The 26197-nt window shown below is 48.0% G+C and carries 16 protein-coding genes and 1 tRNA gene; 8 read left to right on the top strand and 9 right to left on the bottom strand.

Features of this window, described 5'->3' with window-relative positions; all coding sequences use genetic code 11:
- Positions 1 to 750: 750 nt before the first annotated feature.
- The 3 genes from QGP82_RS06530 to QGP82_RS06520 all read right to left on the bottom strand — a co-directional run bounded on the left by QGP82_RS06530 (position 751) and on the right by QGP82_RS06520 (position 2554).
- The gene (locus QGP82_RS06530; RefSeq protein WP_499057891.1) at positions 751 to 1056 is read right to left on the bottom strand and encodes a hypothetical protein; all 306 of its coding nucleotides are present in this window, start codon (positions 1054 to 1056) and stop codon (positions 751 to 753) included.
- Positions 1028 to 1513, bottom strand: a complete 486-nt coding sequence (locus QGP82_RS06525; RefSeq protein ID WP_499057889.1) for an AlbA family DNA-binding domain-containing protein — start codon at positions 1511 to 1513, stop codon at positions 1028 to 1030. Before QGP82_RS06525 ends, QGP82_RS06530 begins: the two co-directional genes overlap by 29 nt.
- 234 nt (positions 1514 to 1747) lie before the next feature.
- Entirely contained in the window at positions 1748 to 2554 is an 807-nt protein-coding gene (locus tag QGP82_RS06520) for a hypothetical protein (RefSeq protein WP_490796002.1), read from the bottom strand.
- 765 nt (positions 2555 to 3319) lie between these two features.
- On the opposite strand from QGP82_RS06520, the gene QGP82_RS06515 reads away from it, so the two are divergent.
- The gene (locus QGP82_RS06515; protein WP_499057886.1) at positions 3320 to 4180 is read left to right on the top strand and encodes a ParA family protein; all 861 of its coding nucleotides are present in this window, start codon (positions 3320 to 3322) and stop codon (positions 4178 to 4180) included.
- Positions 4173 to 5099 carry a hypothetical protein gene (locus QGP82_RS06510; protein ID WP_499057884.1) on the top strand — a complete coding sequence of 309 codons (927 nt, stop codon included), beginning with the start codon at positions 4173 to 4175 and terminating at the stop codon, positions 5097 to 5099. The genes QGP82_RS06515 and QGP82_RS06510 overlap by 8 nt, the downstream gene beginning before the upstream one ends.
- A 61-nt stretch (positions 5100 to 5160) precedes the next feature.
- Here the strand turns inward: QGP82_RS06510 and QGP82_RS06505 are convergent, their stop codons facing one another.
- Positions 5161 to 7947, bottom strand: a complete 2787-nt coding sequence (locus tag QGP82_RS06505; protein ID WP_499057882.1) for an NACHT domain-containing protein — start codon at positions 7945 to 7947, stop codon at positions 5161 to 5163.
- 162 nt (positions 7948 to 8109) lie between these two features.
- Here QGP82_RS06505 and QGP82_RS06500 point away from each other — a divergent pair.
- Together QGP82_RS06500 and QGP82_RS06495 are read left to right on the top strand one after the other, a co-directional pair.
- Positions 8110 to 8250: transfer RNA gene (locus QGP82_RS06500), tRNA-OTHER, on the top strand.
- 75 nt (positions 8251 to 8325) lie between these two features.
- Positions 8326 to 9930, top strand: coding sequence for a TROVE domain-containing protein (locus tag QGP82_RS06495; protein WP_499057880.1), 1605 nt, complete (start codon positions 8326 to 8328; stop codon positions 9928 to 9930).
- A gap of 81 nt (positions 9931 to 10011) precedes the next feature.
- Here the strand turns inward: QGP82_RS06495 and QGP82_RS06490 are convergent, their stop codons facing one another.
- From QGP82_RS06490 to QGP82_RS06475, 4 genes are all read right to left on the bottom strand, one after another.
- Positions 10012 to 10290, bottom strand: a complete 279-nt coding sequence (locus tag QGP82_RS06490) for an HU family DNA-binding protein (RefSeq protein WP_163663104.1) — start codon at positions 10288 to 10290, stop codon at positions 10012 to 10014.
- Positions 10291 to 10486: 196 nt separating this feature from the next.
- A complete protein-coding gene (locus QGP82_RS06485) occupies positions 10487 to 10936 on the bottom strand; it encodes a YaiI/YqxD family protein (protein ID WP_499057877.1) in 450 nt (149 codons plus the stop codon).
- 104 nt (positions 10937 to 11040) lie between these two features.
- Positions 11041 to 13095, bottom strand: coding sequence for a cation:proton antiporter domain-containing protein (locus tag QGP82_RS06480; protein ID WP_499057875.1), 2055 nt, complete (start codon positions 13093 to 13095; stop codon positions 11041 to 11043).
- A 426-nt stretch (positions 13096 to 13521) separates the two neighbouring features.
- Positions 13522 to 14502: a tyrosine-type recombinase/integrase gene (locus QGP82_RS06475; RefSeq protein WP_499057873.1), complete on the bottom strand. Its 981-nt coding sequence runs from the start codon at positions 14500 to 14502 to the stop codon at positions 13522 to 13524.
- A gap of 153 nt (positions 14503 to 14655) precedes the next feature.
- Between QGP82_RS06475 and QGP82_RS06470 the strand changes: the two genes are divergently transcribed.
- Together QGP82_RS06470 and QGP82_RS06465 are read left to right on the top strand one after the other, a co-directional pair.
- A complete protein-coding gene (locus QGP82_RS06470; RefSeq protein WP_499057871.1) occupies positions 14656 to 15252 on the top strand; it encodes a hypothetical protein in 597 nt (198 codons plus the stop codon).
- Positions 15245 to 15922 (top strand): hypothetical protein, encoded by a 678-nt coding sequence (locus QGP82_RS06465; protein ID WP_499057868.1) that lies wholly within the window; start codon positions 15245 to 15247, stop codon positions 15920 to 15922. The genes QGP82_RS06470 and QGP82_RS06465 overlap by 8 nt, the downstream gene beginning before the upstream one ends.
- A 376-nt stretch (positions 15923 to 16298) precedes the next feature.
- Here the strand turns inward: QGP82_RS06465 and QGP82_RS06460 are convergent, their stop codons facing one another.
- Positions 16299 to 21800, bottom strand: coding sequence for a CHAT domain-containing protein (locus QGP82_RS06460; RefSeq protein WP_499057866.1), 5502 nt, complete (start codon positions 21798 to 21800; stop codon positions 16299 to 16301).
- An 823-nt stretch (positions 21801 to 22623) separates the two neighbouring features.
- Here QGP82_RS06460 and QGP82_RS06455 point away from each other — a divergent pair.
- Both QGP82_RS06455 and QGP82_RS06450 read left to right on the top strand, forming a co-directional pair.
- Positions 22624 to 25068, top strand: coding sequence for a cadherin-like domain-containing protein (locus QGP82_RS06455; RefSeq protein ID WP_499057864.1), 2445 nt, complete (start codon positions 22624 to 22626; stop codon positions 25066 to 25068).
- Positions 25069 to 25410: 342 nt separating this feature from the next.
- The gene (locus QGP82_RS06450) at positions 25411 to 26190 is read left to right on the top strand and encodes a DUF4114 domain-containing protein (RefSeq protein ID WP_163698968.1); all 780 of its coding nucleotides are present in this window, start codon (positions 25411 to 25413) and stop codon (positions 26188 to 26190) included.
- Positions 26191 to 26197: the final 7 nt, after the last annotated feature.

The raw sequence follows: 26197 nt of genomic DNA, 5'->3' as shown, positions 1-26197 counted from the left end.
AGCTCTAAAACAGCCCCCATGAACAGATTTTGTCCGTTTGGAACCCTTCAACATCTAAAAAAAGGGGAGGATAACAGTCTCAGATGAGACTCGATTTTTCAGAAGCCTAATAAATAGAGGTGCCCTATATGTACAGTGGTCGATCCAAACTCTTTGGACTTTGGACGGATCGCGCGCGGTGATTCAAGACCTTTTAGACTTTGAGATCGCAATCCATCCATCCCTTTATTCTGTATCAGGGTGCGCTCTCAAATAAGATAACCACTGTTGTCTTTGTTCACTCGTGAGATGGGCTAGTGAGGATACTGAGAAGCATGCTTGTAGCTCTTGACCTATGCGTTTTGGTCCCCAATCTAGTTGTTGTAGCTGCTCAAGGATGTTGACTATGGTGGATAGCGATCTCACCTGTTCTCTAAAAAACCCTGACTTTCCAGAAGCAATGTGATGCCACTAAAAGCTTTTCAACCTGCTGAGGAGACACAAGTAATTTAATACAGAGAGACATGTCTTATAATTTTTCTGGCTTTAGGGCTGAATACAGTCCGTAGAGCTGACGAAGGTTGGCTGTAAACCTTGACTTACAAGGAATATAGGTTTTCGGTAGATAAAGCAGTGACTATATACGGATAAGACTGTCTTAAAAATTGAGACAAACTTACATTTGCTCTAGCCCTAGCGGTTCCAATCACTATCGTTACCAAGACGGTGAAGTGATCGAATACGGAGAATTTTAGAGATTGAGACAAGCAGTTAAGACAGCCCTGCTAACAGGTGAGTCGATACGGATAATGCTGTCTTATTGAGATAAAACTTTCGAGTAATTCTGGCCCTTTGGCCTATAGGTGAGCCGATACGGGGGTTGGTGATGTAGTGCTCAATAAAATTGGCGGGGTTGCTTTTGCTTTGGTGTTGGCATACCGCCAGGTTTTCTTCATTGCGCTGCCATAGCTCGGGTTGTAGCTGTGCCTTGATGCTGCTGGCAATGGGAATTGATGTGGGAATTGGGAAGACCTGGGCCAGAGCAAGGTCAGTTATCCATATGGTATTTACCTGCATTGTTGCGTGCATGAAATCGTGATTTGCTCTTGTAAATAACCATATGAGGGGAGTTCCAACTTTTTGGAATTCTAATAATGATTACTTTTGGGTCAGCTTCATTAGTTTTAATGCCGCGAATTTGTATTCCTACTATTCTCGGGCTGATGCCATCACGAAGAATGTTATCTAAACGTAGAATCTCATCATCAAAATTAATTGCTCCCAGCCCTGAAACTTGATAGGCAATTTCTATGTCGCTATTTGTATCATTTGCTGTCTCGCTAACACCGTAGATAATATCTCCACCAGATGTATTGGCAAAAGATACAATGTCGGCTAGAAATTCTTTTTTGTCACCATCGCTATTTGCTGGCAACTTTTTTTTGTAGTCTAACTGTTTTCCTTCAGGAACTTCATTGTCTACAAGAACTTGTATATCAGAAGATTCAATCAGTTCAATGTTTTTGAAAATCATAAGTTAATGACATCAAGGTTTTCAGGACGGCAAGCACATTAGATGTTAGATAATATGCAGCTAAATACTATCCTGTTAGCCTTCTTTATCAATCATTTCAGCTTTAAAGTGTGAGCACCTTGATGCCTGTAAAAATTGAGACTATGCTGATTCTTGTTTAGCTTGTATCTAGCTTGTTTTGCATAGGAAATGCATATGCTGTTGGTTCAATCTATGGAATAAATCAACTGTGTCTTACCCACCCAATCGTTCGGAGTCTAATCGCTGTCTAAATTTCATCTGGGTCATGCGAATAGCTTCATCATGGGCCTGCTCCAAATCGTCGAGTTCAAAAATAGCCACTAGCTTTTCGCAATACTCAACCATCTCCAATCCCAGCGTCTCAGGAATATAGTTGCGAGCAATGTGCCGCGAACCCGAGACAGGCGCTTCCCAGATTTGTTTGATCTCGCTGGCATCCATACCAAACAGGCCACGATAGACATAGTTAGTCCACTTACCAAATTTGTAGGGACTGTTTCCCCCTTGTTCGGCGACGGCGTAGGCCCAATCCTTTCTGGCTGGCTTACCTGCCTGCCGAGCCACTAGCCATTGCTGAATCCGTTCACTATCCTCGCGGGTGTACGTTTGCTTGAGAAATGTGTAGGCCTCAGCATATAGACCTTCAGCTGCAAACCAGGCCAAAAAGTCGATCAGTCCATTTTTTGCCTTTGCCCGCAGCTTTCCAGGATTCTTTGCCCAGTCGCTGACCAATTCTACCCAGTCAGATGCTTCGATTACCCGATAGGTATTGCCGTCATTTGCCTTGATTTCTGACACCCTAAACTGCTTGCCAGATGGGAGCTTGAGGTAGTTCACCCCTTCGATTTCTGACACCCTATCAGCAAAGGTTTGGGCCGGTACATTGGTATGGCGACTCATGGTGCGATAGCCCACACCAATGGTGGGTCGGTCGGGGCCAAGTCCGTCTGGATCGATGATCACAACCCTGAAGTCGCGATCCTTAAATTTAATGGGGACTACCTGACCAGATTCGAGCATTGTGTGGACTAATAAGTACAAAGGTATTGATTATTGAGAATAGCCCCATTATGGGCTGACTTTTAATCGGGGGGCAGAAATCAAGGCAAGTGGTTTTTGATATTACAGGGTTGGGTAAAGGTGCCGAACTTACGAATTTTAATTTTCTGACACCTTCTAGTGCTTATGCAATAAGTGTTTGAGCCTATTAGCCCTCAGTTTTCTGACACCCTATTCTAAAGCGTTTCTGCTGAGTTTTCTGACACCCTTTAGGCCTTGTTTTGAACTGGTTTCAGCCAATGAGTGGCTAGATTTCTGACACCCTATTTAAAGTTTTTCTACGCTCCAGATAAATTCGGTATTATCCTTACCCTCGCAGGTAAATCGGTATCCATACCGTTCAAAGGCTTCATATTCGAACACTCGTCGAACTGAATTGAACGGCGGGCAAACAAAGCTATAACCCTTGCAAAGTAAGGATTGCACCATGAATGATATGCCTAATTTGACCGTTGAGCGAATGGTTATAGAGTAGGCATCGTACATAGCATTATGGCTGGATGTCTTCGCCCTACTCAGGTTGAAGTAGGATAGCTTTCTGCCGTACCGCTGCCAGATCTGCGATCCTATGGTGTGAGATCAAAACCGTCCACACCATAGGGTCTTCAGTGTTGTATCCACTGCCATATTTTTCTTGTAAGTGCAGACGTCTGCACTTAATTGCACTAATTCACAATTTTATGGTTCAAAATTGCAATACTGATGTATCCTGTCCGGTGTACAGTTGTGCAATTGTGGATTGGGACAATGATTATCGCGATCGCAGCAATTAAAGGAGGCGTTGGCAAAACCACTATTACGTTCTGTCTAGCTGCCACCCTAGCCCATCTGGGCAAAAAAGTTTTATGCATTGATTTAGACCATCAGGGGGATCTGTCCTCCGCTATGGGCGTTGAACGCGACGCTTCATCCCCTGATATTGGTCAAATCCTCTATGCTCCCAAGCGAGATCAGGCTGATCTGATGGCTCAGGGCATTATCGACGTGCAGGGGTGGTGTCACCTGCTTACTCCAGGGATGGATTTAGGTGGATATCAAACTGAAATCGAAAAAGGCTTATCCAGTGAGAGTCGTCTAAGGGATGCCTTGGCTCAGTTTAATAGTATTTATGAGAACTACGATTACGTGCTGCTAGATACTCCTAAAGGGGAAGGTCTATTTACCAAAAATGCTTTAGTTGCCTGTGATGAGGTGTTAGTGCCAGTGCAAACTGAGTACTTTGCTCTGAAGAATATTCCAGAACTATTGCAAATGGTGAGTCAGATTGCTGATCGGGCGAATCCTGATTTGCGAGTTTCCACATTGGTTCCGAACCGCATGAAGTCCACCAGTTTGCATAAGAGCATCCACCAGCAAATTATCGATTGGGATGTGCGTACCCATTTGCCCCATCAAACAGAAGAGTCTTGGACCTCTCCTCCCATTCGAGATTTAACCGTGTACTCAGAGCTATCGGCTCAAGGGGAGTCTCTTTATTCGTACAGCTCTGTGAAAGAAGAACATCGTAAACCGTTTGTTGCGATCGCAGAGTATCTAGAATCCCTACGTAGTTCGTCTAATCTTCTGGAGGTAGAGACCGTTGGCTAAAAAAAGTTTTTCCAGGGTAGCGACTGTTGCTGAGAAAGCCCCCGTACCTCGCAAATTAGCGGTTGTCCCCAAACGTAAGACGACAGATGAAGTTGTCAACTTAGAACGTGTGGACCTGGCCGATCGTGAAAATTGGTTACGGGCACTCGATATTTGTCAGGCCAATAATGCTCAGCCCTTGAATACGCTGTTGCATGAAATTGAAACCTATCAAGGTCAGATTGATCAGGCTCTCCAAACAGCCCAGGCCCAAAGCACCATATATGCCTATGCCATTGGTAGTCGCTTAGATGTAATTGAAGAGAAGCATCTCTATAAGGAGAAAGATTATGATAATCTCACTGCTTTTATTAAAGGTGGTGAAGTGCGTCGACCCAATGGCACGCCTATAACCACACGCCAGGTGTGGGCCTATCGGCGGGTGACTCGTGGCTTAAAAGAGTTCTTGCAAATTGCCGAGTCCATTCGTGATGGCAAGGCATTATCTACTGAACTGGAACAACATCTTAAATCCTTAGGGAAACAGGTCAACAAAGATATTGTTGAGTCCTTTTTAGATTCCTATGCCGATAGTATTGCTGGTGTTCTGGAACTGGGCGTATCCAAGCTAGAACAGGTTTACCGCTTGCCCGAACCTGTTGCGTTAACGGGGTTGCTTGCGGGTAAGTTGCCCCTTGAAGAAGACATCATTGCAGTGCATGAGGTGTCATTTTCTCAACTAAGAAAAGCGATCAGTACCCACGAAAAACAACGTAAAGCTAACAATGGCAAGAAGGCAGTTAGCCAGATTACCAAAGCTGATCGCATGCTAGATAACCTGAACCATGCTGTTGAAGAGTTGGATGCGTTAGTTCTTAGCGATCTACAACTGCAACGATTAAGTGCCCTTAGGGATGCGATTGAACGTATTTTGTCATAGTCTAGGAAATCCTGGTTAATAGTATCCGAAGGTGCAGACGTCTGCACCTGAATGCACTAGTTCACAACTCAGTTTCAGTGCTCTGCCAAGCTGCAAGAAAGTCTAGATAATCTAAGGTATCTGACCAAGTCCAGAGTAATTTGAAGAAGGCTAATTGTTGATCTTTGTTTTCGGCTATGGTGGCTTGTTCGTATATGAGGCGTAGTTTTGAGACGAGTTGGGGTAACTGAGCATCAGTAGCCGCACGTTGTAATGCGTTGCCAGCTTGTTTACGTTGCGTTTTATTCTCGCTAGAGATCAGGTATTGCCATAGTGTATTTATGGCAATAGGATGTCCAGCTTGCAGCTGGCTCAGCTTTTGGGCTAGTCGGAGGCGATTGCGATCGCCCTTTTCTATCCGAGTCACCAGACTGTCAATTTGTTTAGCAATATCAGGCTGGTACTGCTGTTTCTTGCCGCTTCGGTGTTGTAAGCGTCTAGGAGATTGGGAGGATGACTCTCTGTTTATGGGGACGGGATGGTTGGGGTTAAGGTTGACCAGCGCGTCTAATGTCGGTTTATCTTGAGGATTATGGGCTAGTAAGTCTTCTAAAGTTGCTACAGGTAAGGGATGATGGGGAGCAACCTTTGCCAATCGTAGGGCCGCTTTTCGTTTTGCAATAGGTTGTTGACTCCTATGAATAATCTCTTCTAGTGTTTCAATGGCTAAACCATGGCCTGGGGATAGCGTGCCCAAATGACGGGCCATATCCATTTTGAGATAGTCACTACGTGCGGTCGGTAATAACGCTTCAAGGGTTTCGACGGCGACCTGACTCTGTGGATCGTAGCTGCGCCCTAGGCTGTAGGCGGCCATCCATCGATCAAAGAAATCCTGGTTGGGGTCTTGCGCGAACTGGGTAAGCACCTGGGTCACCTGACTCAGATCAGACTCAGCTAAGGCCGCTTTAGCCGCTTCGATCAAGATGGGTGATGTCTTGCGTGTTAAGTTAAAACGCCATGTTATCAGTTGTTGAATGATGCCATGGGCTTTGGGAAACTCAGAATATTCTCCCAAGGCTCTACCGGCAAGTAGCCAGGTGCGATGCTCAAAGAATCCACCACAGTTATCTTGGAAGTCAAGTAAGGCATTAATTAGCGCCGTCTTGTCAGCGTTTTCGATATCACTACGACCTAACCAGAGAAGAATCACGGGTTGCCAGTTTGGTAACACCATGGGTAATTGAGCGTCCTTTGGGGTCGTAAAATATTGCCACCCTTCGATAGCCTGGGCTGCAAAATAATCACGAAATGTACCATGCAGAAAGCCGTAGACTTTTTCACCTGTGGACGTTGCCAGGGGCATTAGCCAACCTAGTTGCATTGCCCGTTCAAACCAGGGAAGTTCTTCGGCTTGCAGGTGTTGAGTGACCAGCGGGAGATTCAGCTGGGTGGTCGAGGCTTTGAGGGTGACAACGGCGAGTTTTGATAGCACCGTATTGATTTGATGCTGTTCTAGCAGCGTCGTGGGTGAGGTGTCTTGCTGCCAGTCATAAAGAGCCGTAACAAACTGTTGGTAGAGCTGGTGTTGTGTGTTGGGAAGGTGTCCGCTATTTCCTAACCGGCAAAGTAAGGCCAGACGTAGGGGATTACGGAGATTGTGGCGAAGACGCTTGTTTTCTGGAAGTGAGAGTTTTTGACACAGGGCTTTTCCTTGTTCAGGCTGGTGGGAAAACCACTGACGAATAAAGTGTTGGATTTGCTGCCGATACTTTTCATAACCCAGCAGTCGGTAAGTGGGCCAATGACCCAAGGTATTTTTGCCTGCATCCCAAAGGTTGAGGCGACAAGTGACGATAATACGCCCATTACTCAGCCAACCCTGTAGTTGATTGGCGAGTTGAGTAATGGCTAAACTGCCATGTTGGTCCATTTCATCTACAGCATCCAGCAGCAGCCAACCATGGCCCTGTTCAATGTGTTCAGCTAGGGCGTTTTGTTGCTCAGGGGGCACTGCTCGCTGGTTTAGGGCAAGTTTAAGCCAGTCTTTTAAGACATAGTCTTCAATCAGTGTGGTTCCTAAACGAGCCAGGGGAATCACAATGGCTAAATCAGAGGTTTGCTGTAGAATCTGCTGTGCCAGCTGTTGTAAGAGTGTGGTTTTACCTGACCCCGGTTCTCCCACAATGGCCAGAGTTTGAATCGTGCTGTTTTGAAGATAAGTCAGCAATTCAGCTGTGTTGATGGTTTCAATATCTGATGGTTGCTTTGTAGATTGTTCTAAGGTGTGATCCACTAAAGCCAGCGGGATGTGTAGCTTGGTTGGGTCAACTCCGGTGTCAGTAGGCTTAAGCAGATTAGAGGTCAGTCCTGTTTGAACGGTAGCCGCCAGGGCTTGCTGACAATATTGCTGCCAGATGTCGTGTTCTGCTGGTTGTTCAGCTTGGCTTTCTGAGGGAACAGCGCGACGCTGTTCCCAGGTGTGATCAAAGGTGTTGATTAGAGCGGTGCGATCGCGACGGTGGTGCCACAACGTTAACGTAAAGTGCCACACCTCTGACCCCCGGCGGCTGGTGCGATTATCCTCTAACAGCTCTAGATGGTTTTCCAGATGGTGAAGGGCGGTTTTAATTTGAGCTTTTGTTAGGGCCTGATTGCTATCTGATAGATGGGTGAGCGTTTCAAGATTACGGATTTTGGTGCGAACGATCAGCTGTCGATCGGTGGTCCAGTGAAGATTGAGTTGCGATCGCAGCCGCTCCAGCGCCACGTCATCCACCTCCAGTTCATCATTGCCATAGTCCACCAGGGCCATGAGCAGTGTTAATGTGCGCTGTTTGGCCACCGGACCATAACTGATTTTGGGCAAAGTTGAGGTCCCCCCCTAACTGACCAGCACCCCCCAATTGTAAAACGCCTATTAATTAAGCCTTTGAGCTGCTTGAACCAGCATTCGCTTAGGGGTAAATCGCTTGCCTATTCTAAACATGTCGAGGGGCAAACGGTTTACAACCTAGCCCATGGACACCAAGTGACAGTAGCTCAGAGGATAGAGCGCCTAAATTCCTTTTTCAACCCCCTTATTCGTAAGGGGCCTTATCCGCAAGGGTCGACGAATTAGGGTTATCGCCTTCTAAGCGGGAGGTCGGGGGTTCGAATCCCCCCTGTCACATTGAATTCAGATGCGGGTGCAACTCCTGCTCTACTCCCTTGTCTAATTTTGATGATTGTCCAGGAGGGCCGATAAATGAAAGCAAACTACACCTTTTTTACTAAAGCAAATCGAACACCTCAAACTCAGCCAATTCCTGGTCGACAGGTGGATATGATCCAGGGTCGTTCCGGTGGATATCAGTTCAAAATTGACCTGTGGCAACAGCTACGTCGTTGTTTGTTATTGGGCACCGCCCAAGGTAGCTTTTATGCCAATAAGCATGAGCTGACTGACGAGTTTGTCAATGTCGTCACCCAAGCTGTGGTTATCGATCCGGCCCGCACGGCAAAAGAGATTCTCTATGCCAGCGATGGCCATGCCATTAATAACAGTGCGCCTCTGTTTGCCCTGGTGTTGTTGTCCATGGGAGAAACCCCAGCTGCCAAGGGGGCATTTCAGGAGATCTTTTTGCAGGTCGTGCGAACCGGCAGCCATTTCTATGAATGGCTTAACTACACCCGCAGCCTACGGGGCTTTGGTAAGCTGATCCGTGCCTGTGGCAAAACCTGGTTGGCTAATCCTGATGCCAGGGCCTTGGCCTATCAGTTATTGAAGTATCAGCAGCGCCATGGTTATACCCACCGCGATGCGTTGCGTCTGTTCCACGTAAAGCCTGAGACACCCGATCATCAGGCCCTTTACCAGTGGTCGACCCAGGGGTGGGATACGGTGCCGGACACACCGCCAAGTGAGGCCATGGCTCAAATTTGGTGGTACGAGCGAGTTAAGCGTGACCCATCCTTAACCCTGGAAGCCATTCGTCAAGGGCGGTTGACCCATGAAATGATTGCCCCTGTGGGGAACATGGATCGTGAGGCCTGGCAGCTCTTGTTCAAGGATATGCCCATGGGGGCGCTCCTACGTAATTTAGGGTCGCTTACCCATTTAGGTGTCTTGACCTTCAATAGAAGCAAGAACTTGAGATATCTAGCAGAACGACTGCAGAGTAAAAAGAATCTGCGCAAAGCCCGGATCCACCCCATTGATATTCTCAAGGCGCTCAAGACCTATCAGTCTGGTGGCAAGCTGGGCCGCAGTCAGAAAACATGGCAGCCTATTCCCCGTGTGTTAGACATTTTAGAAACCGCCCTAGAGCGTTCCTTTGATGTTGTTCAGCCAACGGGTAAGACATTCCTGCATGCGGTGGATGTGTCTGGTTCCATGTCCTATTACACGGTTAGTTCCGTTGGGTTAACCTGTTGTGAGATTGCCACTACGTTGGCACTGGCTACGGCTAAAGCTGAGCAAAACTATGTTATTCGTGGTTTTTCGACGGAGTTTTGCGATCTAAAAATTACGGCTCGCGATAGTTTTAGTTCAGCCCTGGCGAAAGCGTCTAACCAAAACTTTGGGGGTACGGATGCGGCTGTAGCCTACGATTGGGCTATTCGTCATCGGGTTCACGTTGATGTGTTTTGCTTTTGGACTGACTGTGAAAGTTGGGCAGGTAAGGCCCATCCTAGTCAGCGTCTGGCGGACTATCGCCGTCGGGTAAATCCTCAGGCAAAGGCGATCTATGTGACACTGGCTCCTTACAAGGTGAGTCTAGTGGATCCCCAGGATCCTGACTCCTGGGACTTTAGTGGATTTGACCCAGCCATGCCCAAAGCGATCCAAATGATTGCAGCGGGGACGTAAATAAAATAAAAAGATAGGTGCACCACTGACGCACCTATCTTTTGGTCTCAATGTTGATTTGAAAGAAACGTCAAGGTGGGACTATGGATTTTTTACCCGCTCCTTAAAGGCCTTCCCTGCGGAAAATGCGGGAATAGTCGTTGCTGGAATCTTGATAACTTCACCTGTTTTGGGGTTACGTCCATCGCGTGCTTTGCGGTCCCGGGGCTCAAAACTGCCAAAGCCGACCAACGTTACTTTCTCACCATTGGCGACAGTATCGACAACCGTGTCAACAGTAGCGGAAACAACGGTATCAATAACACTTTTAGGTAGGTCTGTAGATGTTGAGATCGCGTCAATCAATTCACCTTTGTTCATAGCAAGTTAGCCTGAAACAACTGGCCTTGTTTTAGCATAACCCAAAGTAGAACACAAGTACTGTTTTGGGTTTCGCAATACTAATACGAAATCCTGACTGATAGCACCCGGTATCGAAGGGCATCCACAAGGGAGTGCCCCTACAGGATGGTCTATTTTTAATCGAGTTTAATAAATTTGGATTTGGTATGAGGGGTTAATGGAGGTATTTCGTTAAAAATCGATCAAGTTGGTTAGCAAATGCTTCACGGTCTCGATGATTTAACGGTGGAGGTCCCCCGGTTTCCACGCCGCTATTGCGTAGAGTCTCCATAAAATTCCGCATCGATAGCCGCTCTCGGATATTGCCCGCATCATAAAATTCACCCCTAGGGTTGAGGGCAATACCTCCATTCTCAATCACGTTTGCGGCTAAAGGGATATCTGCCGTAATCACTAAGTCACCGGGTGCCATGTGCTGTGTGATGTGGTTGTCTGCCACATCAGCACCTGATCGGACTAGAACTGAATCAATATGGGGAGATGCTGGAATTTGCATGGGTGCATTTGCCACCAGGGTCAGACGAATCCCTAAGCGTTTGGCGGCTCTATATAAAATTTCTTTAATGGCATTTGGACATGCATCGGCATCTACCCAAATTTGCATATGGTCTAGTCTCCCCTAGGGAAATTTATATCTATAGTTTTGCATCTAAATCGGTGTTCCATAAATCACGACGCTTCCGGTGCACCATAGGGATCTGCGAACTTTCAGGAATGCGGTTCGCCAAACAGGACGACGGAGCAGGTAAGGGTATCAATCACCTGATGGGTGACATCGCTGACGGCCAGACCGCCTGCAGTGCGGCGACGCATCGAGCGCAAAATCACGAGATCCACATGGCGAGCCGCGGCCAAAATGACGGCAGCCGGATCATCATGGCGGACACATTTGATACCGTACTCGACCTGGTCTCCCTCGGCCATGACCGCGCGCAGTTGGCCTTTGAAACGTTGAAGGTCTTGGGCGGGACGAATGAGATCGCTGACGTGCAGCAACGTAATGGAGGCCTCATGGGTAGCCGCAAACACCTGTCCAAAGCGGATTGTGCGGATGGTTTGCGGGGTCATAATCTTGACGGGAATCAAGATGCGTTTTAGCTCAATCGGAGTTTTTTTCAACCGAGTCACCACCACCGGGCAGTGAGAGGCCCAAAGCACATTGTCGATTAAGCTGCCTAAGAGGCGCGCCCGCAACCCTTCGGTCTGACTGCGGCCCATCACCACGAGTTGCGCATCATACTCACGGGCGGTGCGGCTGATGCCCTCGGCAATATCGTCGTCGATGCGGATTTGCGGGCGGGCTTCGGTGCCGACGGCATCGCTGATGGCTTGGGCCGTTTGCAGGATTTGCTGGTGATAGGTTAGAGCGTTCAGCAATTGCGGATCATCCATGTGTGCATGGGCGGGGGCAATCGCCAGCGGCACCACATAGCCTTTTTCATGTTGGGCAATGAAGGCGGCCATCTCAATCAAATAACGCTGTGTTGAAAGATTTGACAACGGGACGACCACAACAAACGGTTTCGATGGTGTCCCCGCCGGTTCGAGCCAGTCATCCGTGCCATCGGTGACTAACGGTCCGACGGGGAGGGGCAATTGGCTAGCAAATCGGCTAGTTGTTGTCGAACCCACCAGGGACGTGACCAACATCAGCACAATCACCGCGTTGAAGACCGGAGCGGTGATCAGCCCCACCTGCAACCCGACTAAAGCAGCGGCCAATGTGGCAGCCACCTGGGGCAAAGACAGTGACCACATGGTCAAGATTTGCATGGGGCTATAGCGAAACCAGAGGCCCGCGATTGCCGCTGCCAATAACTTGGTCAACAACAGTACGAGCACAATGCCAACGGTCAACCCAAGGCGATCGGTGAACGCTTCGATAAAAATCGGCACATTGAGCAGCAATCCCATGCAGACAAAAAAGAACGGAATGAACAGGACACTGCCAACAAACTCCACCTTTTCTTTAACCGGGCCATCGCCTACCACACCATTAACCGCTAAGCCCGCGAGAAATGCGCCCACGACCTTGTCGACATTTATCATCTGCGCCCCGACCGCCGCCAAAAACACCGCTAGCAGCACGAACAAAAATTGATTGCCCTGTTCACTGCCGGTACGGCGAAAGTACAGACGCCCGGCCCAATTCAGGCCAAAGAGCACGGCAGCGGCATAAACTGCCAACCCCACCATTTGCAATGTCAACGAGAACGGCGAAAAGTCACCTCCCTGTAGAGAGACACACACCGCCAGCACTAGTAACGCCGCAATATCGGTAAAAATCGTCGCACCGACCGTGACGGTAACCGACTCATCGCGGGTGACGCCCAGTCGCATGACGATGGGATACGCCAACAGCGTGTGAGAGGACATGAGTGAGCCAATGAGCACTGCCGCCACCCAGCCAAACCCCGTCCAGCGCCCCAACAGAATGCCCCCCATTAGGGGAATGGCAAAGGTGAGGAAGCCAAATTTCATGGCGCGATCGCGGTTGCGCCTAAATTCCTTCAGGTCAATCTCCAAGGCGGCCACAAACATGAGATAAACCTTGCCCACATCGGCAAAGAGCTTTTCGATATCGCCCGCTGGGTCGAGTAGTCCTAAAACACTGGGTCCCAGTACCACCCCGGCAAACAAAAGGCCGACTAAGCCGGGCAACCGCAACCGCTCAAACAAAGGCGGCAGAGTCAGGCTCACCAACAACAACGTAGTAAAGGCCACCAAAGGATTATCAACGACCAATTCCCTGAGTCCATCCAAGGCAGTACCTCCTTTAAGTTGAGAAAGCCGCAAAACTAGTCCATTCTCTGTCCTTTACGCTTCGTATGACAATCTCTTGGTAGAGAGTACGAGCAATCGTAAGGTGGGCGAAACCAGTAGACTCAAAATCAAAGCACAGACTCACTCTTGTCTGACTTGTGCTGCTCTATATATTTCCGCATAGAAGCAACCAGCACATCTTTCATATTTTCATCCCTGGCAGCACACATAGATTTGAACTCACTGCGCAAGCTTATAGGAATTCGTAGCTTCAGCTCTACAATTTTTTCCTTTGGCTCCTTACTCACACTCACCACACTCCAAGGGACATACCTACCAACTCTAGTATGGCGCTTGAAAGCCTTGTCTAGATAGGGTTTTATGTTGTAGGCCTGTCCACAACGTGAGGTTCTAAAGATCAATAAATCATGACTCTTCAGACGCCCCATAAATCTCTTCAAACGCCTCTTCCATTTTGAGATCCAAGGCTCGGTCACTGTACCGAGCAAAAATTTTGTCAGAGCGAATGCGAACCGCTCGCTTAGCCAACAATGGGTTCATGCCAGCAGCGACGAGCGACGTGGCAAAGGTGTGTCTCATACGGTGAGGGTGAATGTCGTCTAACTCACTGGCTTGCGCTAAATCCTTGACCAACTCATAGATGCCGCTGTACCCCAGGCGTTGCCCCCGACTGTTATTAGACAAACTAATAAACAAGGGAGTCTCCTGGCTGACGACGAACCCATGGCGTATCAACCACCCCAGATAGCTATCCAAGACGGCGACCGCCTCCGGCTTTAACGGCACCAGGCCATCACTGCCCCACTTAGCCCCACGCACCCTCAACCGCCGTCCATCATAGTCGCTGATATCCAGACCGCACACTTCCCTGGCCCGTAATCCATGGCTGAGCACCTGGAGAATTGCCCGGTCGCGCACTTCAGAATCACCCCGGTAGGCCAGGGCCTCAAATAGCTGATTAATCTGAGTTTCCGCTAAATCCCGAGGGGGCTTAGCCGGTTCTTTGAGAAACTCAATGGTGAGGGTGGGATTGCGGGTGATATAGTCCTTGACGGTGAGCCATTTGAAGAAACTCTTCAGTGTGGCCAGGGCCTGATTGATGGTGGTTGGAGCCAGCGCTCCCCCCCGTTTGCTGGGCCGGTTCTTCAGGTATTGCTTGTAGCGGTCAATGTCGCGGTGGGTAATGTCGTGCCAGGGTTTATTCTGGGTCCAGGAATAGAAGAGCCGGAGCTGCCGTTCATAGGCTTTGAGGGTACTGGCGGATAGCTCACGCGATCGCAAAAACTCCACCACCCGCTGCCAGCCCAAATCCTCAGCTACCCGAACCGGTTCCTTAGCTGCCTGGCCAAACTCAATAAAGGTGGGCTCAGGGATATCACGAGCCATCGCCAACTCCCATTCTTTGAAACAACCCGCAGGGTGAAACGCCCAATCTAGCGTAGGCCTCTCCCCATGGCTCAAATTCTACCCAAACTAATCCCCTTTTTATAGATTACGCAAAAAATTACACTAAAAATAATCTGCTGAATTTGAGCTATCATGAAGCTTGAAACTAGAGCGTTTTGTCGATTTCTTGGTGTTGGGTGGCAGATGGCACGACGGATTAACCCAAAATGTGTGGCTTGTGCTCAGATGAGTGTGGCGAAGGCACGGCAGCTCCATGGGGCGTCTGGTGATGGTTGCTGGGTGGAAAAGCGATGTCATCGGCGACGGTCTCACTATCGGAATCGGCAAGGTTTGAATGAAAAGCGGCGGGTGGAGTATCGCCAGCAGGTGGCTGCAGCCAGGGCAGATGATGGGGTGGAGCGAATTTCGTTAGAGGTGGTGGCGAGTTCGTTGCCTTATGCAAATTTGTATATTTGGCGAGAAAAGCGGAAGGATGCGCCGGTCCATGCGATCGCAGCTACCGTTATCCAAAACGGTCAAAAAGTTTTAGAAGTAGAGCCCATCCACTGCGCCGGATACCGTAAGCGTCAGCTAGAACGCTACATGGAACAGAAGGTAATGCCCTATTTGAAAGAACGTTTTGGGATAACTCACTTTTCCAATGAGATTCGATTGGAGCCCATCGAGTGTCCCCTTAAGGATTGTCCCTTGAAAGAAAGTTTTGACTCTGGTGGGGTAGTGGATGATTGATGTGCGTCAGCTAGAGCTGGACCTCGGGGATGCCTTTGAGGATGCGGTGGATATGCCAGAGGAGGCGAATATTCTAGAGCTGTGGCAGCAGTTTGAGAGAGTGATGGCAGAGTTGCCCTGGCGAGAGCAGTTGCGGATGGGTGGGGACGTATTGGCGCAGTTGGCGGAGATATGTGAGGCAAAGTCCGAAGTTCTTTGGGAGGACTGGCAGGATGCAAATAATAGTGATGGACCTGTGATGGATGCGGACTGGCTGCGAGGATTAACGCGGCAGACTCAGGAGATAGACTTTTCTGAGTTAGTGCGGCGGTCAGATAATTATTCTGCACAACAGCCAGACGATATTTCTGATGGTGGGTCTTTAGTGGTTGACGTGGATAAAAAAGCGATCCTGGCGCTGGTGGATGAGCTGACCTTTGAGGAAACTAAGAAACAGGCGTTATCGGTTGCTCATTCCGAGGACGTATCAGCTTGGATTGCTGCCATTTCAGCTAAACGCAAGTTGGCCCCTCAACGGTTAATAGAACTACAGCAGCAGTTACGGATGCCGTTGGTAGAAGTTTGGATCGCGGCACTGCTCGGAGGGTTTCAGTTGGAACAGCGGGGAGAATTTTATGAGACAGAAGAGATTTGGATGAGTGTACCTTGTTTGAATAGAGGAAAAGGGTAACAAACCCGCCACAGTGAGGCATCTCTCAATGATTATCTATTTCTGGTAGTGGCACGGGTTTATCCCCGTCCGGAGATTTGCATACCCTATTTTTTCTCCAGTCCCGAACATACAAACAAAGTTATTCAAATATGCCAAACACAGTGGCATCTGTGCAAAACCCTGAACGGCTTAAGCGTTTTCCTATGATCGACGATGTACGCCAGCGTGCGATCGCACGGCTTCCAGACGCAATTCGGGGATTTCTTGAATGTGGTGGTGATATCATCGTTGATATTCTGACCGATGAACTTCTCAACAACTTACAACTACTAAGGATTGAATCTACCTCAAGTCTTCAACAATCAGTAAGTAACTCAAGCAGCCAAAGGAACTATCATAACCAGTTACCTACCAGAACAAAAGGACTCCAGAAATAGGGAGAGGCTAACTGCGGGTCTTGAATAAGGGCTAGCTGCGCCTGACGAAATGCTTCGGCTTTAGTAGTCTCCGGTTGAGCCAGGGCCTTATAAAACTCAGCCATAAAGGTGGCTGCGGCCTGGTCATTAATGGCCCATAGTCCAGCTAAAGTGCTGCGCACCCCAGAACGGATCGCCGTACCTGCAATGCCTAGCACCGCTCGACTATCACCCGCTGCGGTTTTACAAGCACTAAACACCAATAACTCTACTGGGGAGAGGTCGCTGCGGTTTCGAGCTTGCAAAACTCGACTCATTTCCTCCATGGTAAGCTTTTCATCCCAGGTGAGAATAAACGTATCCTCGACGGTTGATCCAAACTCGCCATGGGTGGCAAGGTGCACCACACCTGCTGGGGCTGTTTTGAGGCTGTTAAGAAGATTGGTCTTAGTCAATGCTTGGTTGAACAGCACCTGGTTGTTAGGAATTTGTGTGGTGACCTGTTGCAGTTCATCAGGCACAAAAGGTAAGGCAGAAAAACCAGAGCGAGCTTCACTTAGACCCCCAGCCAGCATTGCTAACCCTTGTCGCTGTAGAGGACGTGGCTCTAAGAGACTCAGCCCAGGTGAGAGAACGACATTGTATTTCTCGATCAGATATTGCTCACCGTCATGCAATGTGGTCAGGGGTAATGTGCGCAAGACACCATCAGCGACAAAGACCAGGCTTTCAATGTTTTGCTGAGCGAGATAGTCCTCTGCGGGACCCAGGATCCAATCATAAACCTGTTTAAGCTGGTCAGTGGTGTGAGGTCGTCCTGCCCGAATGGGCGATGTGAACGAGCTAAGTAATTGTCGAACCGTTTTTTCAATCTCTGCAGAAGCAACGGATTGACTGTAATGTTGAATATCATCACCCACGCTGATGATGACATCAAGCTGGTCATTGAGGAGAATGGGGTAGATGATGGCGGCGGTTGGATCCACTTCATCCGCCAATACAGGAGACCCTTGGATACAGGCATCCTGGAAATAGTCATTGACTTCAGCGACCTGCAAGTTCTCGATGAGTTGCCTAGCGTGTCTCAACTCGTCTTTCATAGGAGAGTGACTGCCAGTTGTCTGGAGTAGAAGTTTGACAAACTCGCGATAAATGGGCTCAATATCATCCCGGAACGTGAACTGGACATCATCGCTACTAGCGATCAGATCTTTCCGTAGAATTTCCAGAGCCTCAATGGCAGCATTGTAAGCAGTAATGGCTTGGGCACGTTTTCCTTGGGCTTTTTGCAGACGCCCTAGTTGTAAAGCCACAGGATATATCACTTCGGGGGCTTGGAGTGTTTGGGCCTGGCGAAATGCTTTTTGAGTGAATGCTTCAGCTTTATCCCACTGTTGTTTTTTCCCATAGAAGTCTCCCTGATAGCCGAGCAGGTAGGTCTGAGCAACAGTATCTTGTAACGATAACGCTTGCTGATTTGTACGATTGAGTAACGTGGTTAAACTCTCAGAGGCACCGGAAGATAGACTGTGTTGCAATAAAGTATGGATGAGATATAGCTGAGCGTAAATACTCTCTCTGCTGGCAGGGAGATTTGACAGTTGGAGCGTCGGTTCTAGATCAGCCCAAAGTTGCTGCGCTGCTTTGGGTTCTTGCGTTACCAGTAGTTGAAACTGACTTACACTGGCCTGTAGCTGATCGAGGGCCGTGGGAGCTATCTCCAAGGCTTTTTGGTAATAGGCAACGGCTTGGTCAGGGCTGGTTGGATTCGTGTGGCCTAGATTCAGTAAAATTTGGCTAACAAGAGCAGGTTGTTTCAGGTCTTGGGCAATGGCCAGGGCTGCTTCCAATGTTTGCGTTGCTTGGATAGTGTCACCACTATTGCGTAAACCGTTTCCGAGGGTGAGTAAAGCAGTAGCTTTGAGGAGGGAGGGGGGCTGCTCCGCGAGGCTATTAGTAATTGTAGCCAGCAGTGGTTGGGCCTGACGATATAGGCCGAGAGACTGTAATGCCTGCGCCTGATTTAGCCGTGCTTGGAGATAACCGACAATATCCTCAGCGTTACGATAGCTATCTGCCGCCTGTTGCCAATCGGTAATGGCCGCCTGGGCATTACCTTTGCTGAGGTGTAGATTGGCACGAGTATTGAGAATTTGGGCAATGATCTGGGGGGTGGCGTTGTCGGAAGTTAACAGTTGTTGGCTGGCGCTCATAGCAGCATCTGCCTGCTGCCAGTCGCCTAGTTGATGGTAGACAAGCGCTAGATTACTGAGGGTAGATGCATAGGTTAATGCGTCATCCCCTTGGGTAAGGATAGTTGCAGTTTGGCTCCATAGGGTGGCGGCTTCTGTGTAGTCAGTTTGATAGTAGGCTTGGGCAGCTTCCTGCAAAAGTGCATTGAGAAAACTGGTCTCAGAGGAAGAACCTGTTGTTAGGCGAATGTCACCATTCGAAGCGACAGACCATGCCTGGGCTTCTTGGAGAGTTGCATTGGTTTGTAGTGTTTGGTCAGTAGTCAGTCTGCCGAGGTCGGGTAATGGGGAAATGCCTGTGGGCTGACTGGTCGGTGTGATGGGCAAACCGCCGCGCCCGGTTGCTACAAATTGAGCTTGTCCTTGTCGATCGATGGAGCAGGCGTTGGCAATTTGGTTGCTGGCATCGGTCAGGTTTGCGGGCAGTTCGGTGGTACCCCTAGCTGGATCAAGATTGGGCGAGTCAATCTCAACGTCACCGTCTACACCAAATCGTGAAGACGCAGAAAACTCTCGAAATTCTGTTCCTAAGAGAGAATTGGCAATGATGTTGATATTCCCACCATCACCCCGATCGGCATTGGCAATGATTTGATTCAGACCTTCGGGAGCCGCTACAAAAAAGTCGGTTTGGATGCTAATATTCCCGCCATTACCCGTACCTCCTGGATTTTCGGCAGAGATGCGGGACTCATCCCGGAGCAAAACTGCATTCGGGTTCGAAATGGATATATTGCCCCCATTAGCATCCTCTCTGGCATTGGTGGAAATCTGGCTGCCGTTACGTAATCGGAGTGTGTCTTCAACATTCAGGGTAATGTTGGCTGCTTCACCTGCGATCGCATCCGCACTCAAAAAGCCACTATCTAACACAATATTGTTGGCCGTCACCCCAATGTTTCCGGACTCCCCTGAAGTTTCGCTGCTAACAGAAATCTGGGCGCGATCGCGCAACACCAGTTCAGGAGTTTCAATCTCAATATCCCCTGCATCGCCCATTCCTGGTGAGTTAGCGAAGATACCACTAGGTAAACCCTTATCATTAGCAACAAAGTTAGACTCTTCTTCTGCAGATAGTTCGATTTGAGCATTTGAGCCCGCTAATGTAATTCTCTCACTAGCCCGGATTATGACATTACCTCCCGGACCATTCCCCAAGGTGGCCGCTGAAATTTGACCACCGTCTGCCAGGCTCAGTTCAGCCGTGTCAATCACAATGTCCGCCCCTGCTCCAGTCGCATTCTGGCTGAGCTGGGTGAGAATGCGACTGGGCTGACCGTCCGGCAGTGTTCCTTGCAAAACAATATCTTCTTCAATATTCAAGGTAATGGTGCCACTAATGCGAGGTCCATTGATATCAGCCTCAGGTTCTGCCACACCAGCGTCAATAGCAGAGCCGTTTTCAACAATCAGACGTCGAGCATTAACTAAAATATCACCACCTGTTCCTGACGGGCTGCTCTCCCGCACTGCGCTGGCAATTGAGGTTCTGCCAGAGGCTTCGGTTGTAGTCAGAGTGACGGTATCGCTAGCGTTAATCACCACCGCTCCACCCTGGCCCTCACCCAGAACCGTAGCACCAATCCTTACCCCGATAACGGTTAAATTATCTGTGGTAATGTTTACTGTCCCGCCTATTGCATTCCGGCCACCGTTACCCACAGTAGAATCAATTCCAGGTGTACCATCACCCAGACCTCGAAGGCGAGCCTGATCTTCAAGCAGAATGCTGCTAGCTCGGATATTCACATCACCTGCTCGGGCTGTACCATTGGCGACGCTATTAACCGAGGCACTTGATAGCAGTTGAAAAGAGTCACTCTCAAAGGTGATATCCCCGCCTCGAACCGGACCATCATGATTAATTGAAACCCGCGCCTCGCCCTCTAAAATTATCTCCTGAGCCAGGAGAGTAATATTACCTGGCGCACCTGACTCGTTAGCTCGAGAGCCTGAATCAATCAACGTTCTGGGTGCTCGCTGCGACCTTTCAGGTCTGCTTTTATCAGGCTTTGGATTGCCAGCGCTATTCCCGCGACGTCGATCGTCGAGTTCTTCTCCCCCCTGCACCAGAATACGATTCTCGACATCAATTAAAATATCGCCTGCTCTGCCACTGCGAGGAGTCTGTGTAGAAATATCGCTGCGATCGCTCACATTAAGATTATTTGCTCTGATGGTAATATCCCCACCATTACCTAAAGAGTTATTCCTAAACTCATTAACAATTTTAGAATTCTGAATAATTTGAATATCTCCAGTCGCATCTAAGATAATCTCACCAGTTTGACTTTCAGGTGTACCTGAATTATCTCTGATACCAGTTTCTAAGACACTCGCTGTCAGAGTGATGTTTTGGGCGGTAATGAGAATGTCTCCATTCCCTTCAAACTGGTTGGAAATTCTGGCATCATCCAAGGTGACATTTGCCCGATTCACACCAGTTTGAAGGCTAACAACATCCTCAGACTCCACTGCATCAAGGTTTAGGGTTAACGTACCTGGGCCAGATAGTCCCCCCAACACCACTCGTCCTCCCTGCACTCTAAAGTCTGCCCCATTAATAGCAGTAACATCTCCACCTACTAAAGCCAATGGATGCCCTGTCCGCATCCTGAGTGATGCTCCATCTACCGTAATGGCTTGCGGATTAGCTCCAAACTGTAGTCCGATGGGGGTACTCAGGGTTAGTATTGGGGGAGCCTGTGGATTAACGGCACTAAAGCTATTACCACCTGGGAAGAGAAACTGATCAGCAGTAGACACCACCAGGGATCCATTTAGATTTAATTCGGCGTCAGGGCCAAACACTACACCATTTGGGTTTAAGAAAAATAGATTGGCTACGCCATTAACCCCTAACAAGCCATTAATATTAGATAGCCGTCCTCCAGTCACTCGGGAAAAAATATTTTCAACATCAGCTGGATTAGCAAATCGCACTTCCTGATTGGAGTTAACGTTGAATTGATCAAAGCTATGAAACAATGTGGTGTTGCTCTGTGTCCCTCCCTCGATCACGACATTAGGTAAAGTGCCTGAATCAGCTCCAGTTGGAACAGTCGAAGGATTTGGCAAGGTACTATCGGGCACAATTTGAGCTAACCCTGGCTTTTGGGGGAGTAAGATACAGATAACCAGCAATAGCAGCCGTAGAGTAATGACCGGTACATTAGCGCAATCTTGACTCAAGAGTAATTTATGTAGTAAGGGCTTTAGTCCAAACATTGTTTCAAAACTGTAGGAGTTTTAGGTCGATTATCCATCTATCTGATTATCTCAGATAAATCTTAGGACTTTAAAGAAGTATTACAGTCAGGTGCTTCACGGTTGGAGAAAATATGAAATAAACGAGTTCGGTGCATCGTTGCACCGAGATGAGTAATGCAGACTCGGTAATAAGGCCTAAACTCACACTGAGCAAAAATTGTGCTCTGCATCAATCTCTTGCCATGATTACAATCACCGATTCTTCCAAAACCTGAATAAATCTGAATATTTACCTGAACAATCCTGCAGCATTCAGGATTGTTGGCACTAAAAATATCGTTAGTCCTTAAAGAGTAAGGATATCGACGATGGTATCTGACTAAAAACAATAAACTCAGTTCTATGTATGTTTCCCTAGTCTAGGGTTGGGCTATAAGTTGTGTTTGAGTTCTTTTAGGACAGTTACAATACTGTTTCTTTCAGCACCTGAATAAACCTGAACAATTACCTGAATAAATCTGAATGATTCAGGATGGTTTCTGTTAAAGATTTTAGCGATATTGAAGATGTCCAAACGGGGACAAGACTTACTAGTCCCTTCTATGCCCTTTATTACACTCATTGGTAGTTTTTTTAATAACGAAACAGGCCAAAGATAATGCAATAACAGTTAGCAGATAAATTCTGCAACAATCATCAGAATTGATGATTGTTTACGATGTTGTATCAAATATTTTTCAGGCCTAAAGTGGTCGTTTTGATCTAAAAGAAACTGCAGGTTTCAACCTGGATGTGGTTTAGGCATTCTACCCAAGTTGTTCTTTCAGGGAAAATTTCAAAGATGGCTCAAATCATCAATGTCAGCTCACCTAACTCCAATCAAGCCTATACAGTGGGCGATATCATTACCATTAATGTTGAGTTTGACAACTCTAACTTATTTGTAAATGGAAACCCACGACTTTTATTGGAGACTGGCACTACCGATCGATTTGCTAACTTCAGCGGCAGAAATGGATCCAACACATTACAATTCACCTATACTGTTCAGGCTGGAGATGTCAGCTCTGACTTAGACTATTTCTCAACAACAGCTTTTGATCTCAGTGAAGGATCTATCGGCATCATTGAGTCTCCCGATATTCCTGATTTGACGTTACCTACTCCAGGAGAGGCAGGATCTCTGAGTGCTAACAATGATTTAGTCATTGGTAGCATTAATCAAGCTCCCAGTGCAGTAACTTTGACCAATCGTACTGCTGCTTTACGGGAAGACACAGATACGACCACTCGCATTAAGGTTGCCGATATTAATGTTACCGATGATGATTTAGGTACCAACACGCTTGGGCTCACAGGGGCTGATGCCGCTAATTTTGAAATCGAGGGTACTGAATTATTTCTAGCCGCTGGCACTAACCTGGATTTTGATGTCCAGTCTGAATTCAACATTAATGTTTTTGTTGATGATCCCACCGTAGGGGGCACTCCAGATGCAATTGCAGACTTTAACCTCAGTGTTAATGACTCAGGGTTCGACTTTCGCAACCTCACCCTAGGAGACGGTTTTAGTAATGTGGGGCTGCTTTCGGCAGAATCACAAGCTCTGATCAAGACGGCGTTTGACCTGCCCGATTCTCTCGATCTAACCAACTTTAACCCGCTCTCGGCTGCGGCCAATGGTGATGCCGTGGGAGCTGAGGTATTAGCTGATTTGGTGTCTTTGCAAACCCTGATTGTCCAGACTGGGGAGACCCTGTCAGGGGCGTTACCAGATAAGTCACCCATGACGCTGCAGCTCACGACTGCCATGACAGCCCTTGAGGTGATCCAACCTGAGGCAGAAGCCGGAAATGCTGTTGACTTGGGTGATGTTGATACGGTGAAGACTATCTTTGAGGCAACGGTCACCAACCTTAAAAATCAGGATCCTTCGCTCGATTTAGACACTGTTAGCAACAATAGTACTGCCATCAGTGAGGTGATTGCGGCCAGTACGGGAGCAATCTTAACTACGGCAACCAATAACTCTCCTCAGGATGCAGTAGTCAACATCTTTCAGGCCCAGCAAGTTACCCAAAATCAAGTCGCCAATGACCTGGAGGCTGCTGTTGTTGGGATCAAAACTTTTGATGATGTGATTACTGAAAATACTGGCACCAATCTCGATACCCAAATTGAGTCAATTGCGACTAATCTTATCCCCATTGCCGTCGATGATGTCTTTGCCTTAACCAGTACTGACTCGTTTGCGGGTAATGTGCTATCGGATAATGGCCAGGGTTCCGATTTTGACTTTGAGGGCACGTCCCTTACAATCATTGCTGCCAATGACAATGATACGCTGATCGGAAACCCAATACAGCTAGACTTTGGTAATTTAACCCTCAATAGTGATGGTAGCTTTATCTATACTCCTGATAGCTCCTTGGGAAATGGGGTTGTAGAGGATAGCTTTACCTATACAATTGCTGATGGGACCGGTGCAATCGATACGGCCACTGTCAATCTGAACATTGCCATTAGTGGTCCTAGTAATGAATCTCCCGTCGCTGTTGACGATATTGCAACGGCTAATCAAAGCCTCAACAATCCTAAGACTATCCTGGCATCAACTCTCTTGGCGAATGATACCGATGCTAACGGTGATGCCCTGTTGATCACTGGAGTGACAGCAAATGCCGTCAGTAGGAATGGCAAGACAGTTGGCACAGTGACTCTGAATGATGACGGCAATATTATTTACACTTCGACTAATAAAAGATTTAGCGGTGTTGCTACGTTCGATTACACAGTCAGTGACGGTGAACTTCTGGACACTGGAACGGTCAAAGTACGAGTTGGCAAGACCCAAAACGGGGGCAATGGGAAAGATATCCTGACCGGAACATCTGGAGACGATATTCTCAATGGAGGCAACGCTCCAGATAGGCTCTCGGGCGTTGATCAACCTTCACGCAATCCAGGAAAAGGTGAATTTGATATTTTAACGGGCGGTAATGGTAGAGATACCTTCGTACTGGGGAACGACAAACATGTTTTCTATCAGGGTATGGGTGATGCTGATCTGGCTGTGATCACTGATTTTGGACGTGGTCCAGATCAGATTCAACTTCAGGATCTGTCTTCTGTGTCCAACCAGAGCTACGACTTTACCTTTGTCGAGGACTTTAACGGTCTGGGGGCAGGCACGCAAATCAGCTATGTAGGACTCGATGACCAACCAGATTTGATTGGTTTTGTTCAAGATGCCAACATATCTGTTGCCCAGGCGCAGTTTGTTTAACCGATTGACCAAGACAAGTTTTGCTATAGCTAGTTTTGCTATAGATACTGGTGTTGTCATGGTTCTAGTTGTCTTTAACTATCTGCAAAAGATCAACCTGGCATCGAGTTGAGTTTTCTATGGGCGATTAAAGCGAGTGTGGATAGTTCCATACTCGCTTTTTCTTTCCCAACACCTGAATAAATCTGCTTTTTTCCTGAATAAACCTGAATAAACCGGGATTTTTTCTGTTGTTGCCATTGGCGATAGTGGATATATCGCACAATCCACTATCGTCGCTGCGGGAAAAAATTAATGAGTATAAAGTTTACACAGGTCTTCACATCATGTTGTGCTGCGCTGATGGCAGCCACAGTATTTACCCCAGGTGCAGAGGCTGCCAGTCTTTCTAAAGTGGCCTATGAGCAACAGCTAGGCCATCGCTATGGGCTCAGCTATGCTCAATGGTCATTATTTAATCGACTGGCCACCAATCAAGAGGGAAGTGCCATTAGTGATGCCGCCCTTAACCCTGTCAGTCTGGACGATGTTACCTGGGAGACTGGGGTAGATAACATTGAAGTCTTCTTTATTAATGAAGGAGCTGCTATTAGGAGCCAGCTGTTCTATTCAACAGATGCTGGCCATCATTTAAATACTATTTGGAATGATATTGCCTCCCCCTATAGCTTAATCCCTGAGGCCGATGGCCCCTTATCGCTTGGCCAGGGAAAGAGTTTGGGGGCAATGCCTAACGGTACCGTTGTCGATTTCTTCTTACAGGCTGATGGCAACCTGTTTGGTATGGATGCTAGTAAAAATCCTGATGGTGAAGCCCATATCGCTAGCTATAAATCAGGTGAATTTTTACTCTTGGGATTTGAAGATCGCATAGGTCGTCGCAATGATCGTGATTTTAATGATGTTGTTATTGCGATCAGAGGGTTTAACAGCCCAGCAGCCGATGTGATTCCCACTCCTGTGGTTACACCTCCTGTTACGCCCCCTGTGCTGCCCGCTGTTACTCAATCTGTAATGCCTACGGTTTCTGAGCCTGCAACTCAATCTGTGCCTGAACCTATGGGCACAGCCGCTGTCTTGGGTATGGGTCTATTTGGGTTAATGTATCTGCATCGTCCTTAGACACAGC

The organism is Leptothoe sp. LEGE 181152 (assembly GCF_032906605.1).
GTDB classification, from domain to species: domain Bacteria; phylum Cyanobacteriota; class Cyanobacteriia; order Phormidesmidales; family Phormidesmidaceae; genus Leptothoe; species Leptothoe turfae.
The sequence above is the reverse complement of the archived record's forward strand: the minus strand, read 5'-3'. Positions and strand labels throughout refer to the sequence as shown.

Excerpts from the sequence above, each read along its gene's own strand:
- QGP82_RS06460 (WP_499057866.1), bottom strand. The coding sequence starts at position 21,800 with ATGTTTGGACTAAAGCCCTTACTACATAAATTACTCTTGAGTCAAGAT.
- QGP82_RS06475 (WP_499057873.1), bottom strand. The coding sequence starts at position 14,502 with ATGGCTCGTGATATCCCTGAGCCCACCTTTATTGAGTTTGGCCAGGCA.
- QGP82_RS06495 (WP_499057880.1), top strand. The coding sequence starts at position 8,326 with ATGAAAGCAAACTACACCTTTTTTACTAAAGCAAATCGAACACCTCAA.
- QGP82_RS06450 (WP_163698968.1), top strand. The coding sequence starts at position 25,411 with ATGGCAGCCACAGTATTTACCCCAGGTGCAGAGGCTGCCAGTCTTTCT.
- QGP82_RS06465 (WP_499057868.1), top strand. The coding sequence starts at position 15,245 with ATGATTGATGTGCGTCAGCTAGAGCTGGACCTCGGGGATGCCTTTGAG.
- QGP82_RS06485 (WP_499057877.1), bottom strand. The coding sequence starts at position 10,936 with ATGCAAATTTGGGTAGATGCCGATGCATGTCCAAATGCCATTAAAGAA.
- QGP82_RS06520 (WP_490796002.1), bottom strand. The coding sequence starts at position 2,554 with ATGCTCGAATCTGGTCAGGTAGTCCCCATTAAATTTAAGGATCGCGAC.
- QGP82_RS06490 (WP_163663104.1), bottom strand. The coding sequence starts at position 10,290 with ATGAACAAAGGTGAATTGATTGACGCGATCTCAACATCTACAGACCTA.
- QGP82_RS06530 (WP_499057891.1), bottom strand. The coding sequence starts at position 1,056 with ATGCAGGTAAATACCATATGGATAACTGACCTTGCTCTGGCCCAGGTC.
- QGP82_RS06470 (WP_499057871.1), top strand. The coding sequence starts at position 14,656 with ATGAAGCTTGAAACTAGAGCGTTTTGTCGATTTCTTGGTGTTGGGTGG.
- QGP82_RS06455 (WP_499057864.1), top strand. The coding sequence starts at position 22,624 with ATGGCTCAAATCATCAATGTCAGCTCACCTAACTCCAATCAAGCCTAT.
- QGP82_RS06525 (WP_499057889.1), bottom strand. The coding sequence starts at position 1,513 with ATGATTTTCAAAAACATTGAACTGATTGAATCTTCTGATATACAAGTT.